Here is a 14,855-nt window from a genome sequence, read left to right as displayed (position 1 = left end):
TATTCATATCTCATGTAAAACAACTTTTGTTTTCGAAACCGATAATTTGTGTTTTACACCAACTTTCAATGCATAGTTTTTAGTACTGTGACTTACCGGAAAACCAAAGCAAACAGGATAATTATATTCAGCAACCTTATCTTTTATCACTTCATAAACATTTTGTCCAAAAGGAATAGTGGTATCTTTCATTTCTGTAAAACCGCCTATGATAAGACCTGCAAGTTTGTCTAGCCTGCCTGCCCGTTTTAACTGCATAAACATCCTGTCAATATTATAAATGTATTCGCCCACGTCTTCAAGAAAGAGTATTTTATTTTTTGTGTCAACGCCAGAAGCCGAACCTGTAAGATGACAAATAAGTGAAAGATTACCGCCTACTAACTCTCCTTCTGCAGTTCCTTCCCTGTTCAATTCATGCACCGCATTATTATAATTTATTTTTTTTCCCGTAATGGCCTTCTTTATTGATTGTACAAATTCATTGTTAGCGCCACCATCATTAAACGCTGCAGCCATGGGAGAGTGAAGTGAAGCAATTTTTAGTTTGCTGTACAAATGCGCATGTAAAACTGTTACATCACTGTAACCGATGATCCATTTAGGATTACGTTTGAATTTTGTAAAATCAATCTTGTCTATAATTCTGCTTAACCCGTAACCACCACGTCCGCAAAGAATGGCCTGCACGGTTGTGTCATCGAGCATTTGTTGCAGATCTGTTAAGCGTTCTTCATCTGTGCCGGAAAAATAATGAAACTGGTTGCCCAATGTTTTGCCAATCTTTACCTTAAATCCCCATTGATGTAAGGTTTCTATACATGTTTGAGCTTTGGCAGCAGGCATAAAACCTGCGGGACAAGCAATGCCAATTGTGTCTCCTTTTTTGAGGTATGGCGGTATTTTAATCATAAAGCAATATTATAAATTATGGGGATGATTTGTACAAGTTTCAGCAAATGCCGCCATTTGGTTATTTTTGCCGCCCTCTTTGCTCATAAATGTTCTGAACGTACAAGTGAGTGACACAAGAGGCGATGAGTAAAGAGATAAAGCTTAGTACAAATGAATGATTACAAAAGAATATTAGTTACAGCAGCATTGCCTTATGCAAACGGGCCTGTGCACATTGGTCATTTGGCGGGTTGCTATTTGCCTGCAGATATTTATGTGCGTTACCAGCGTGCGCAGAAAAGAGATATAAAATTTGTTGGCGGCAGTGATGAGCATGGCGTGCCTATTACTATCCGTGCGATGAAGGAAGGCATAACACCGCAGCAGGTGGTTGATAAATATCATGCGTTGATAAAAGAGAGCCTGGAGCAGATGAATATCTCGTTTGATATTTATTCAAGAACATCCAATGAGGTTCATCATAAAACATCGCAGGACTTCTTTTTGAATTTATACAATAAAGGTTTGTTTGAAGAGAAAGAAACAGAACAGTATTATGATAAGAAAGCAAAAACATTTTTAGCTGATCGTTATATTATTGGTACTTGCCCTGTTTGTGGCAATCCCAATGCTTATGGTGATCAGTGTGAGCGTTGTGGTTCATCATTATCCCCCGAACAACTCATTAATCCCCGTAGTGCATTAAGTGATGCAGTTCCTGTAAAAAAGAAAACAAAGCATTGGTACTTTCCCTTACAGAATTACGAATCATGGTTGAAGGAATGGATTATTGAAGGTCATAAAGAATGGAAGAATAATGTGTATGGTCAATGCAAAAGCTGGCTGGATAACGGTTTGCAAAGACGTGCTATGACACGTGACAGCAGCTGGGGTATCAAAGTTCCGTTGCCGGATGCTGAAGGAAAAGTATTGTATGTATGGTTTGATGCGCCGATTGGTTATATCAGCGCAACTAAAGAACTAACTGCTCAATGGGCTGATTATTGGTGCAAAGAAGATACAAAGCTGGTACATTTTATTGGTAAGGATAATATCGTTTTTCATTGCATTATTTTTCCGGCCATGCTAAAAGCGCATGGAGATTTTGTATTACCTGATAATGTTCCTGCCAATGAATTTTTAAATATTGAGGGTGATAAAGTTTCTACAAGTCGCAACTGGGCCGTATGGGTTGATGAATACATCAAAGATTTTCCGGGTTGTGAAGATGTGCTGCGTTATGTGCTTTGTGCAAACGCACCGGAAACAAAGGACAATGATTTTACCTGGAAAGATTTCCAGGACAGGAATAACAGTGAGCTGGCAAGCATCTTTGGTAATTTTGTGAACAGGACTTTTGTATTGATGCATAAATTATGCGGTGGTAAAGTTCCCAAACTACATGATGAAATTATTGATGATAAAGACAAACAAATTATTGCCGATATAAAAGCGGCAAAAGAAAAAGTAGAAAGTTTAATTGAGCAATATAAATTCCGTGATGCATTGTTTGAAGTGATTGATCTTTCCCGCAAAGGCAATAAATATATGCAGGAGAAAGAGCCCTGGATCGTTGCAAAATCGCTGGCTGAAACTCCTGATGCTCAAAAAAGCATCGACAACTGCTTACACATCTGTTTGCAGTTAACAGCAAACCTTACAGTACTTATCAACCCATTTTTACCAACCACGGCAAAGAAAATGTTGTACATGATGAAAGTGGTAGATAAAATGCTTGATTGGGGGAATGCAGGCAGCATGAAGCTTTTAAGTGTTGGTTATACTTTGCGTGCTCCTGAAATATTGTTTAGAAAAATTGAAGATGCAGAGATTGCTGCACAAATTGAGAAGTTGAAAGGAGGGTTGGTAAAAGCAGAAGATACAAGTAATAAGCAACAAGTAGCAAGCGCTAAAGAAGAAGCTAAGAAACCCGAAATCCAAAATCCAAAACCCGAAATCGTTTATGATGATTTTGCAAAAATCGATTTGCGTGTTGGTAAAATCATAACTGCAGAGAAAGTAGAGAAAGCAGATAAGTTGTTGAAACTTTCCATTGATCTGGGTTTTGAAACAAGAACAATCGTTTCAGGAATTGCATTACATTTTAAGCCAGAAGATATAGTAGGCAAGCAAGTAGTTGTTGTTGCCAATCTGACGCCACGCAAAATGCGCGGTATTGAAAGCAATGGCATGATCTTAATGGCTGAAGATGCAGGTGGAAAACTGCATTTTGTAAATCCGGAAGATAGTGTAAATGCTGGTGCAGGGGTTAGCTAAAATATCCTTATTATTATTAATAAAACCGCTTTCATAAACCAAAGCGGTTTTTTATTTTTATAGCAACTTTACATTATAAAACTTTTCCCATGCAAATCGGATTCATCGGCCTTGGTAATCTCGGAACCCCTATTGCTGAAAATTTATTACAGCAACACAAACAGTTATTGGTATATAACCGCACCGCATCTAAAGCGCAGCCGCTGATTGATAAGGGCGCCACTATATGCAGTTCTGTAAAAGAGCTTGCAGAGAAATGCGATATTGTTTTCAGCATGGTATCAGATGATGCTGCGCTTAATCATATCACCAAGAGCGAAGATGGCCTTGCCGCCAATCTTAAAGCAGGTGCTGTGCATATTTCTATGAGCACTATTTTGCCGGCCACCGCAACTTATCTTGGTGCGTTGCATCATTTGCATCGCAATCATTATATAGCAGCGCCGGTTATGGGCCGGCCTGAAGCAGCGAGAGCAAAGAAGCTCAACTTCCTGATATCGGGTAACGCTGCTATCATTGAAATAATAAAGCCATTCCTTCGGGATGCAGGCGCAGCAGGCATTTGGGAGTTTGGCATGGAAACAGAAGCTGCCAATACTGCTAAACTTTGCAGTAACTTCCTGATTATCTCTGCCATCGAATCAATGGCTGAAGGTATTAACCTTGCTAAAAAAAGCGGCATCGATGCAACGCAATGGATAAATATGTTAACGCAAACATTATTTAATGCACCCGTTTATATCAACTACAGTAATTTTCTTTTGAAAGAAGCATTTCAACCCGCCGCATTTTCACTTAAGCTTGGCTTGAAAGATGTAAATCTTGTAAACGAACAGGCCGCTGAAACCAATACTGAAATGCCCATCGGCAAACTACTACAGCAGCGTTTGAATGAATGCGTAGCAAAAGGTTATGGAGAGTTTGACTGGACGGCTATTGCTCTTGCATTGAAATAATTTAGGTAACAGGCTGCATTGCTGCTATAAAGCTTCGGTTGTGTCACTCACTTCATGGTTCTGTTCTTTATTGTACATCAATACAGAACCATTTTAAAAAAGGCTTTTAGATTTATATTGCAAGAAAAAATTACATGAAGCAGATCACATGCCTTTTTTTAATGTTATTAGGCCTTTCGTGCAGTAATCAAAGCAATATAATTGCTGAAAATAATAGTAATAAAGATTCTGCTATTGTTTCTACAAATACTGAAATTCCAACCACAAGAAAAGCTGTTAATCCCAAACCTATTGCTTCCTTCTCTAAGGAAATTCCAAATGAATTGAACGACTGGAAGTTTGCAGTAAATGTTTATGAAACAAAAGAAACGTTTCATTACGTGATGAAAATGCAGTATATGGAACTTGCGGCAGAAGACACATTGAAAATACCCAACTTTGGTACAATGCCAAAAATTGAGATAAGACCGGGAGCTGATACTTATTCCTGCATCATTGGGTTTTTAGATAAACAAAACACCTTTAGAGAATATAAACTCGTAACTGCAAAAGAAGACAGGCTATCGGTAAAAATCTTACACAGGTATGCAGTGGAGACTTACCAGGCAAAATGATTACACTGTAAAAGTTGAATTTCTTGCTGCATATTGAATAAAAAGCATAAGAGTGTGACGCAACCGAAGCTTTATAACAGCAATGTAGATTGGCTCATCATAAATTCTTTTAAATAAAAAAGCAGGTCATCATTAACCTGCTTTTTAATGTTTAATAGCATTGTCCGTAAGACGATGGATATTTTTAAATTAAGCTTCTACTTTATTCTTTGCAGTAGCCCATTCAATAAGAATATCTGCAACTTCTGCTCTCGAAAACTCAGCAGGTGGACGTTCGCCTTTGCCAAGCATTTCACGCACCTTTGTGCCGCTTAAAGAAATTTGTGTAGCATTTTCAGGAGATGTTTTGCTGCTGGCCATACCATTTGTTTCTTTACAGAAGAAAGTGTTTTCAAATTTCAATATTTGCATACCCATTGCAGGGCCTACTTTATCCATTATTTTCTGGGCATCGTACGTGCCGTAGTAATTGCCAACACCAGCATGGTCGCGGCCAATAATCATGTGTGTGCAACCATAATTCTTACGAATTAAAGTGTGGTTAATTGCTTCACGTGGCCCGGCATAACGCATAGCTGTTGGTAATACGCTTAGTTTAGTATTTTTTGGATTGAAATACCCGGCGATCAATGCTTCGTAGCAACGCATGCGTGTATCGGCAGGAATATCATCACTTTTTGTTTCGCCAACTATAGGATGAATCAAAGCACCATCAACGATTTCCTGTGCGCATTTGATCAAATATTCGTGTGCACGGTGTATTGGGTTGCGTGTCTGGAAAGCTACGATTGTGTTCCAGCCACGTTTTTCAAATTCAGCACGTATTTCAGATGGGTCAAGAAAATATTTGCCATCAATTGCATCATGACGAACCGGGCGGTTTACCATTTCTAAAGGACCAGCGATGAATTTGTTACCGCCACGTTTAATAGCAGCAACGCCAGGATGTTTATCTTCTGTTGTACCAAAACATTTTGCAGCAAAATTGTCAAGGTCTAATTCAAATTTTTCATTAACAGTCATGATTGCAAGTACATGACCTTCTTTATTCAACAAAGCAATTTCCTGACCCACAGAAAGATTATCATATTGATCCCCTACAGGCAAAGGGATAGGGATACCCCATGCAAGACCATTTGTCAATGTCATATTTTCAATAGCAGATTCACAATCAGCCTTACCCATAAAACCGGTAATAGGGCTAAATGCACCTACAGCGATCATTTCAATATCAGCGCCATAACGGTCTTCCACAGTAAGGTTAAAGATCGCTTTTGCTTTTTCTTCCAGTTCGGCTTTGCGGGCACCTGTTGCAATTCTGTTTACAAGTACGCCACCATGAGGTTGGTTCATATTATTATAGTGTTTTTGTTAAGCAAATTATTTTTAACTAAGCTTTTGTTATGTAGCCTTTTTCTTCGAGATAGTTTAATACAACTTCAGCACTTTCATCAAGTGTCTGGCCGCCTGTATCTACAGTAAGTTCAGGGTTTACAGGTGCTTCATAAGGATCGCTGATGCCGGTAAAGTTTTTAATCTCACCTGTACGTGCTTTCTTGTACAAACCTTTTGTATCACGATTTTCGCAAACTTCCAGAGAGGCTGCTACATATATTTCAACAAATTCTCCTGCTGGTACCAGTGCACGAACCATATCACGGTCTGCTGTGTATGGAGAAACGAAAGCTGTAGAAACAATTATGCCTGCATCAACAAAAAGTTTAGCAACTTCACCAATTCTGCGAATGTTTTCTTTACGTCCTTCCGCATCAAAGCCAAGCCCTTTATTCAGGCCCATGCGAACATTATCACCGTCAAGAACATAGGTGTTATAACCACGTTCAAATAATTTTTCTTCTACTTTATTTGCCAGAGTTGATTTGCCTGCGCCTGAAAGCCCTGTGTACCACAGGATTGCGCTTTTATGGCCATTTTTGCGATGGCGGTCTTCTTTGGTTATAGTAGCATTATGCCACACAATGTTCTTAACAACTTCCATGCTTTGGATATTTTTTAGGTTTTGAAATTTTGCGGCGAATATAGCCCAAGTTTGCCAGAATGAGAACTTAGAGCAGGTAGTTTTTCCCTTAATTCTATATTAATTGTAGGAATTAAATTACAAATTGCCTTTTTAAATCGCATTTGGGAATTTTTATGGTACGGACTGAAAATTTTTCATGGCATCGCCGGTTGTGTCACTCACTTGTACGTTCTATGCTATGTTAAACGATCTTGTATATTTTGCCACTATATATTTAATAGTTTTACGAAAAAAGTATTATGCAATTCTTATCGCTCGAGCCTTTTGTCCCTTCAGGCAGCAATTTTGAAGGTTCTAAACAGCTGTTTATTGAATTAGGGTTTAAGGTCAACTGGGATGCAGGCGACTATATAGGTTTTGAAAAAGATGGATGCAAATTCATTTTGCAGAAATACGATAATAAACATTTTGCAGAGAACTTCATGATAAGTGTTAGGATAAATAGCGCTGAAGAATTCTGGAAAGAAGTAAATAAAAAGCAATTGTTACAAAAATTTGGCATTCGTATAAGTAAACCAACGAAACAGCCTTATGGTATTGAAGTAAACATAATAGATATTGCCGGTGTTTGCTGGCATTTTGTTGAATAATGCAATAAAGTACAAGAGTGCGACGCAACGATGTTGACCTACATACAAAAGTCCGGCTCAAAAAAATATCATTCCATGCATTTCTTTGTTAAGCTATCTTCATCAAAAGTTTTTAAGTATGCAAACACAGGCTTTTGCAATTGAAGGAAATATTGCAGATATATTCAATAAGAGAATTTTTCCCGGAATAATAAAAGTTGAAAATGGTAAGATTGTAAGCATTACTGAAACCGCAAACACAAACTACACAAATTATATTCTTCCTGGTTTTGTTGATAGTCATGTGCACATAGAAAGCAGCATGATCATACCAAGTGAGTTTGCAAGAATGGCCGTTGTGCATGGCACTGTTGCAACTGTAAGCGACCCACATGAAATAGCCAATGTGTGTGGCATGGAAGGAGTGGAGTTCATGATAAACAATGGGAAAAAAGTTCCATTCAAATTTAATTTTGGTGCACCAAGCTGTGTGCCGGCAACAACTTTTGAAACAGCAGGTGCAGCACTCGACAGCAATGATGTAAAAAAACTATTGGAAAAACATGAAATAAAATACCTGAGTGAAATGATGAATTTCCCGGGTGTATTATTTAAAGATGAAGAAGTGATGAAAAAGATTGCTGCAGCACATGCATTAGGTAAACCTGTTGATGGCCATGCACCTGGGTTAAGAGGGGAACAGGCAAAGCAATATATTAATGCGGGCATTAGTACAGACCATGAATGTTTTACAAAAGAAGAAGCGCTGGATAAATTGCAGTTCGGTATGAAGATATTGATTCGCGAAGGCAGTGCCGCAAAGAACTTTGAAGCGTTGATTGATCTCCTTCAGGACTATCCAAACAAAATAATGTTTTGCAGTGATGATAAACATCCTGACAGTTTGGTTGCAGGTCATATTAACCAGCTTTGTGCAAGAGCCGTTGCAAAAGGGATTGATGTCTTTAATGTTTTAAGAGCGGCATGTATTAATCCTGCGCAGCATTATAAACTTGATGTTGGTTTATTAAAAGAAGGAGATGCTGCTGATCTTATTGTGGTGAAAGATCTGCAATCATTTGAAGTAGTGCAAACATATATTGATGGAAAAGTTGTTGCAGAGAATGGTACGTCATTGATTGAATGTGTTGATGAAACTACTATCAATAAATTTGATTGCGATGCAATCATTGAAGGTGATCTTAAAATTCCTTACAACAATGAATCCGTAATAGCCGTAATTGAAGCATTAGAAGGACAACTTATTACCAATAAACTTTTTTTAAAGCCGTTGGTAAAAGATGGATTTATTATTAGCGATACGACAAATGATATATTGAAAATTGTTGTTGTTAATCGTTATTCCAAAGCACCTGTCGCAAAAGCATTTATCAGAAATTTTCAATTTAAAAAAGGCGCAATAGCATCGAGTGTTGCGCACGATAGTCACAACATCATCGCAGTAGGAGTTGATGATGCAAGTATTACAAGGGCAATTAATCTTGTTATTGCAGAAGAAGGTGGCGTAAGCTGTGTCAGCAATACCACTGAAATGGTAATAGGGTTACCTGTTGCCGGTTTGATGAGTAACAAAAATGGGTATGAAGTTGCAGAAGCATACACAGCTATTGATAAAATGGCGAAAGAGTTGGGCTCAACATTCTCCGCGCCATTCATGACGCTAAGCTTTATGGCATTGCTTGTTATACCTCATTTAAAATTGAGTGATAAAGGTTTGTTTGATGGTGACAGTTTTAGTTTTGTATAGTTTTTTGAACCGGGCGTTTGAATAGCTATTTAGCTTTACTTGCGTCGCACTCTTGTACTATTTTTTATGCGTCAGCTTTCAATAACTTGTTTCCTATTGCACAATTCAGGCAAAGTTTTTCATTGCAATAATTATTCTTTAGTTCGATCAATGCCTGTGAATCCAGCGCAGTTTTATTGATGACTTTTTTTGACTTCCACTCTTTGGTAATATTATTCGTCTCTGCAGAAAGATTCGATAAATAATAAACAGCTTTATCTTTTGCCTGTTGATTTTTGTGGTATATGCCATACGCAAAAAGAACCGGCACAATAGTGTTGATAATAATATTATCTGTCATTGTTTTACCGAGATTCTTTGGTTTATATTCTGTTGGTTCATCAAAAAGATAATGATAATGCCAGTAATCATTTGCAGTTACATTTAATAGTTCATATAGCTGTTCAATCGTTTCTATTTCAAGAATGCATGAAAAAAGGTGAGTTGATTTAAACACTAATGCGGCAAGTTGCACTAGACGAACTGTTGGAAAATTTGCCGGGCGCATACGTAGAAAATCCGGTTCTTTATTAATTGACTTTAATTGATATTTGGCTGATAAAAATTTATATTCTCTCTGCAACATTTTGGGATAATCTTCTTTAAAATCTCCATTCAATAATAACGACTGACCAAGAAATAATGCTTCTAATTGGTTTAACTGGTACTTATGCTTAGCCAATACATTTATTGGAATGCTTTTCGCCATTTGTTCAAATGCAGTAGCATTTACTTTCATGCCAAAGTTCTTTGCCAGCATCCACCAGAAAACTTTTTCCCAGTGATTATTGGCTTGCTGTAAAAATTTAAGTACGGTTCCAGTCTTTCTTTGCAAACGTTCAGCAACAAGCCTCTCCTTCCATGCAAGCCAGCCCATTTCTGAAAGTAACGGTAAATGATTTTCGCAAGGCACAAAACCTTTTGACTGCATTAACTGATCATAATGTTGCAGCATTATTTTCGAAACCAAAGGTCGCAATTCGAGTGTTGGAACAGGCTCACCATTTTTATCGGTAAGCTGCAAATCATTAATCCAAACTACATGCAGAATAATATTGGAATAGTTGGCATCGGCATTATGATTATGCATGTTCCAATCAGAAGACCTTACATGGATTTCAATATTTCCTGCCCATATTGTATTGCCAATTTTGATCTTTGCTTCAGAAAAATCAGGGCCCTGGTTGCTGTTTAATTTTCCCTGGTAAATGATAGTTAAAGGAGTTCCGTCAACAACAGTGAGTTGCGTTTTATTATAATATTGAAATTGCCATATAAATTGCAGCAGCCGTTCGTTCATAAAGGGTGAGTTGGATTTTTGTTTAAGATAATGAACAAAAACTTAGAATGCAAATTAGCTATTAAATTTATTCAGCTCCTGTACAACCCTGCTTACCGGTAAACCCATTACATTATAAAAATCACCCTCTACTTTTTTTATACCTACCACACCGATCCATTCCTGTATAGCATAAGCGCCGGCTTTATCATAAGGTTTGTATTTATCAACATAGAATTCTATCTGGGTTGGCGTTAGTGTATGAAAAAGCACAGTAGTAGTATCAGCAAAAGAAATAATACTATCACCTTGTACAATTACAACGCCTGTTATTACTTTATGCTCATGGCCCGAAAGAGCAGTAAGAATATTAATGGCATCTTCTTTGTCTTTCGGTTTGCCAATCACACTATTATCCAATACAACAATGGTATCTGCTGCAAGTATGGTCATTTGTTTTTGTTCGTCATTTAATATTTCCTGCACTGCTTTAGCTTTATGCAAAGCAATATGAACAGGTACGTCATCAACGGGCATGGTTGCAGGAAAGCTTTCATCAGTTGGTTGTATGATAATATCAAAAGGGATTTCTGCCCATTCAAGTAATTGTTTTCTGCGTGGTGATTGTGATGCAAGGATGATCCTGTTCATGCAAAAAAATGTTTATTAGTTTGTGAGCACAAGTTTACGGTTTTAAACTTTGTTGTTAATTATACATTATAGTTGTGTTGAAAAGTTTATAAAAGTTCAGAATGCTGAAGAGTGCGACGCAAGCGGTGACGCCATGAAAATAAAAAGCCGGACTCATAAAAATCACGATCAATAAATCTTAAAGAAGATCATAGAAAGTATACCGGTAAACATCACGAGTTTTATTAAGGTACTAAGTTTATGATAATCTGCAGAAGTTTTTGCAGCAAAGAGTTTCCTGAAAATGTATATAAGTGGTATAACTATAGCAAGCATACAATACACAACGCTCCAGTACCATTCAAGTCGCAACGCATATACTTGTACAATTATTAGTACAGCTATAAGTACAACCAGCCAAACTGCTACAAAAACTTTGGTTGCATTAATGCCCCAAACGATTGGCATTGTTTTGCAACCGTACCGCCTGTCACCTTCTACATCTTCCATATCTTTTACGGCTTCTCTTATCAGCGATATAATGAATGCAAAACCTGCATACAAAAAAGTTTCTCTTAATATTTTGTCTGCACGCAGGCCATTGTTCAAATGAATAAGGTGATTGTACTCACACCATGCCACTACCAATATTACCCATGCTGTAAGCAAAGAGATAAGAATATTGCCAATTAGCAACCTGCGTTTTAAAGAGGTGGAGTATATAAAAAGTAACGTAACGCATATAGCATTTGAAAAACCAAGCAACCATATGCGACTGGTAAAATCTACATAAAAGCCGATTGCAACACCTGCTGTGCTTAAGACTATATGCCATACAATCGTCCAGCGCCTTTTAATTATTTTTTCTACAACCAGTTTATCGGGCTTGTTTACCTGGTCTATATTGAGATCAAAATAATCGTTGATTATATAACCAGCAGCAGCAATGAGAATAGAAGAAAGAGAGATAAGTACAAAATCTAAACCATGCACATTTGGTTGTAAAGGACTGTTGCTAAAAACCGGTTTTACAATACAGTAAACAAAAAGCAATTGCGTTAACGCAATAAAAACAAGATTGGGCCAGCGAACAAGTCTGAAAAATGCAGCTATCAGTTTCAATCAGCAAAAATTATGTGCAAAATAACTGCGAAAGATTTATAAAGAATAATAAATTATTGCGCTCTTATATGTGTATCTGTACTCCAGTCGCCGCGGAGCTTAAGTACTTTTTCAATCACATCTCTTACACAACCTTCTCCTCCTTTAAAAGGTGAGATGTATTTCGAGATGCCTTTTATTTCAATAACTGCATCATTAGGGCAGCATGGTAAGCCAACACCGCTCATTACATCGAGGTCAGGAATGTCATCACCCATAAATAATACCTGGTTTACAGTTACATTATGCAACTGCATATAATTTTGCAGCAGGCTTAATTTATCTTCTACACGCATATAAACTTCCTTTACACCAAGTTTATCCAGCCTTTCTTCCACTTCGGGCGAATTGGCGCCCGAAATAATTACAACCTGGTATCCTTTTTTTATAGCAAGCTGCAATGCATATCCATCCTTGATATTCATTCGGCGAACCATAGTACCACCTGGCATTACAAGTAAAGTTCCATCTGTTAATACTCCATCCACATCAAAAACAAAAGTGGTAATGGAGTGAAATAGTTCGAGTGAATTCATAATGTGGAAATGGGTAAATGATAAATTTTTATTTTATGGACCGGGCTTTTGCCTTCATTGCATCACCGCTTGCGTCGCACTCTTGTACAATTAGTTGTTTATTGAACAAGGCGCCACGTTTAAGAGGTAACACCGACCTGAGACAAAACTACAGGAATAGAAGGTTTTCCAATAAAGTGATGCTACTGAAGGAAAAAGAAAAATATTTAACAGGAAATAATAACTAACACTTGTTTGTTCAAAAAAATATCCCTTATTTTGTCTCCTCATTTGCGATCGGTTGCTTGCTCATAACAATTCCCTGCCAGGTTTTCCGGTGGGGATTTTTTTTTGTTCAAACAGCCCGTTGCTATTTACCATAAAAATCTGTAATGCTTTTGCTGATACTTTCATATAAACTTTTCAATTGCGGGTAATCTGCCAGCAATTCCAAATGCTTTTGAATAGTTGTATAATCCCCCCTTATAGCAGGACCGGTTTGTGTATCTTTTGGTGCAAATTCATTTAAGCGGATGGCCGTTTCCTGGATCAGGGGGATAAGCATATAAAAAGGAATATTCTCTCTGCTGCAATAATCTACGGTCAATGTATAAAGATGATTGGAAAAATTTGCAGCCATAACAGCAGCCACATGTAGTTTCAATCTTTGTTCATCATTAGCAACTGCTACTTTGGAAGAGATTGATTCGGCCAGTAAACGAATTGCATTTAATGTTTCAGGGTTGTTACTATCAATCAACAAAGGAATTACAGGTTTATAATTTATTTCTTTTCTCAGGCTTTGTAAAGGATATAGTACTCCATAATTTTTTGTAACATTTCGCAGTATATCTTTTGAAACAGCACCGGAAGTATGAACTACTATTTTTCCTTGTATGTGTAAAGATTCAGCTACTTCTTTTACAGCATTATCTGCTACTGCAATTATGTATAAATCAGCATCGGTGTAAATATGTTTTATGTCTGTAGTTGAGTCAGCTTGTAAAATACGTGCCAGTTCCATTGCATGCTCTTTGTTTCTGCTTACTATTGCCGCAATATTATGCCCCGCTTCTTTTAATGATTTCCCAAGAACGGTAGCCACATTGCCCGAGCCTATCAAAACAATATTCATGTATGCTGTTTATTGCAAAGCTATGTGCTAAATATATTTTGCGAACTACTTTCAATAAAGGAATTAATCAATAATATACCGATACTATCTTTGAGGTCAATATAGTAATATGGATCTAACCTTAACACAAAGTATCATTCTCAGGTTTTATAAAACAAAATTTAAAGTCCTTGAAAAGCTATCTCCGCAAAAAGCGGCAGCATCCGTACTGCAATTATTTTTTACGCCATACATTACATATCGGAAAGCGGAAAGGCCTGCTATTTTCCACAAAGCAGAAAAGCTATTTTTTACATTTAATGGCAATATGGTTCGTGGTTCAAAATGGACTTGCAATAAAGAAAGTGCAAAAACAATTCTTATTTGCCATGGCATGAACAGTTGCAGTTACCGCTTTGAGAAATATGTGCAACTACTTTTAAACAATCATTTCAATGTATTGGCTTTTGATGCTTTGGGGCATGGACAAAGCGCCGGAAAATATTTGAATGCAGTTGTGTACAGTGAAATGATCGTTCAGATTGAAAATAAATATGGCCCTGTTGATGGCATCATTGCACATTCCATTGCAGGTATGGCCACCACATTTGCAATGGAAAGAATAAAAGATGAAAAGAAAAAAATTGTTTTGATAGCCCCGGCAACGGAAACTGCGTCTCAGGTAGATCTTTTTTTTAAGATGCTGCATTTGTCAGATTCATTCAGGATTTTTTTTAATGAAGAGATATTGCGCACAAGAGGGTTACCTGTATCCTGGTATTCTTCTATAAGAGCAGTGAAAAATTTTAACGCAGCTGTTTTATGGATACATGATACCGATGACAACATTTGCCCTTACAAAGACACGCTTGATCTGCAGGAAGAAAATCTACCTTATATAAAATTTATTACTACAAGCGGTTTAGGTCATAATAAAATTCACAGAGATGCAAAAGTGCAGAAAATGGTGATGGATTTTTTGCTGCAATAATGTGTGA

The 14,855-nt window shown here is 37.3% G+C and carries 14 protein-coding genes; 6 read left to right on the top strand and 8 right to left on the bottom strand.

All coding sequences use genetic code 11. The annotated features are described in order from the left end of the window. Nucleotides 1-3 precede the first annotated feature (3 nt). Complete coding sequence (locus FRZ67_RS03820) at nt 4-912, bottom strand: S66 peptidase family protein (protein WP_147188262.1); 909 nt, start codon at nt 910-912, stop codon at nt 4-6. A 153-nt stretch (nt 913-1,065) separates the two neighbouring features. Between FRZ67_RS03820 and metG the strand changes: the two genes are divergently transcribed. From metG to FRZ67_RS03805, 3 genes are all read left to right on the top strand, one after another. After that, complete coding sequence (gene metG / locus FRZ67_RS03815; protein WP_147188261.1) at nt 1,066-3,171, top strand: methionine--tRNA ligase; 2,106 nt, start codon at nt 1,066-1,068, stop codon at nt 3,169-3,171. Nucleotides 3,172-3,260: 89 nt separating this feature from the next. Next, nucleotides 3,261-4,127 (top strand): NAD(P)-dependent oxidoreductase, encoded by an 867-nt coding sequence (locus FRZ67_RS03810; RefSeq protein WP_147188260.1) that lies wholly within the window; start codon nt 3,261-3,263, stop codon nt 4,125-4,127. Nucleotides 4,128-4,261: 134 nt separating this feature from the next. After that, nucleotides 4,262-4,741 carry a hypothetical protein gene (locus FRZ67_RS03805; protein ID WP_147188259.1) on the top strand — a complete coding sequence of 160 codons (480 nt, stop codon included), beginning with the start codon at nt 4,262-4,264 and terminating at the stop codon, nt 4,739-4,741. Nucleotides 4,742-4,930: 189 nt separating this feature from the next. On the opposite strand, the gene sat is transcribed toward FRZ67_RS03805, so the two are convergent. Further along, the gene (sat, locus tag FRZ67_RS03800) at nt 4,931-6,094 is read right to left on the bottom strand and encodes a sulfate adenylyltransferase (RefSeq protein ID WP_147188258.1); all 1,164 of its coding nucleotides are present in this window, start codon (nt 6,092-6,094) and stop codon (nt 4,931-4,933) included. Between the two features lie 37 nt (nt 6,095-6,131). Further along, a complete protein-coding gene (cysC, locus tag FRZ67_RS03795) occupies nt 6,132-6,740 on the bottom strand; it encodes an adenylyl-sulfate kinase (protein WP_147188257.1) in 609 nt (202 codons plus the stop codon). A 281-nt stretch (nt 6,741-7,021) separates the two neighbouring features. On the opposite strand from cysC, the gene FRZ67_RS03790 reads away from it, so the two are divergent. After that, nucleotides 7,022-7,372 carry a VOC family protein gene (locus FRZ67_RS03790; protein WP_147188256.1) on the top strand — a complete coding sequence of 117 codons (351 nt, stop codon included), beginning with the start codon at nt 7,022-7,024 and terminating at the stop codon, nt 7,370-7,372. A 118-nt stretch (nt 7,373-7,490) separates the two neighbouring features. Then, entirely contained in the window at nt 7,491-9,119 is a 1,629-nt protein-coding gene (gene ade, locus FRZ67_RS03785) for an adenine deaminase (RefSeq protein WP_147188255.1), read from the top strand. 64 nt (nt 9,120-9,183) lie between these two features. Here ade and FRZ67_RS03780 read toward each other — a convergent pair whose 3' ends face one another. The 5 genes from FRZ67_RS03780 to FRZ67_RS03760 form a co-directional block, all read right to left on the bottom strand. Next, complete coding sequence (locus FRZ67_RS03780; protein WP_147188254.1) at nt 9,184-10,458, bottom strand: DUF2851 family protein; 1,275 nt, start codon at nt 10,456-10,458, stop codon at nt 9,184-9,186. A 54-nt stretch (nt 10,459-10,512) separates the two neighbouring features. Then, the gene (locus FRZ67_RS03775; protein WP_147188253.1) at nt 10,513-11,088 is read right to left on the bottom strand and encodes a Maf family protein; all 576 of its coding nucleotides are present in this window, start codon (nt 11,086-11,088) and stop codon (nt 10,513-10,515) included. A gap of 168 nt (nt 11,089-11,256) precedes the next feature. Further along, complete coding sequence (locus tag FRZ67_RS03770) at nt 11,257-12,189, bottom strand: geranylgeranylglycerol-phosphate geranylgeranyltransferase (RefSeq protein WP_147188252.1); 933 nt, start codon at nt 12,187-12,189, stop codon at nt 11,257-11,259. 53 nt (nt 12,190-12,242) lie between these two features. Further along, complete coding sequence (locus FRZ67_RS03765) at nt 12,243-12,764, bottom strand: KdsC family phosphatase (RefSeq protein ID WP_147188251.1); 522 nt, start codon at nt 12,762-12,764, stop codon at nt 12,243-12,245. 349 nt (nt 12,765-13,113) lie between these two features. After that, on the bottom strand, nt 13,114-13,878 hold the full coding sequence (locus FRZ67_RS03760) for a Rossmann-like and DUF2520 domain-containing protein (protein WP_147188250.1): 765 nt from the start codon (nt 13,876-13,878) through the stop codon (nt 13,114-13,116). A gap of 109 nt (nt 13,879-13,987) precedes the next feature. Between FRZ67_RS03760 and FRZ67_RS03755 the strand changes: the two genes are divergently transcribed. After that, complete coding sequence (locus FRZ67_RS03755) at nt 13,988-14,848, top strand: alpha/beta hydrolase (protein ID WP_147188249.1); 861 nt, start codon at nt 13,988-13,990, stop codon at nt 14,846-14,848. The last annotated feature ends 7 nt before the right edge of the window (nt 14,849-14,855 follow it).

It is taken from the genome of Panacibacter ginsenosidivorans (assembly GCF_007971225.1).
Taxonomy (GTDB): domain Bacteria; phylum Bacteroidota; class Bacteroidia; order Chitinophagales; family Chitinophagaceae; genus Panacibacter; species Panacibacter ginsenosidivorans.
Note: the sequence above shows the minus strand (reverse complement) of the source record. Positions and strands in the feature narration are given on the sequence as shown.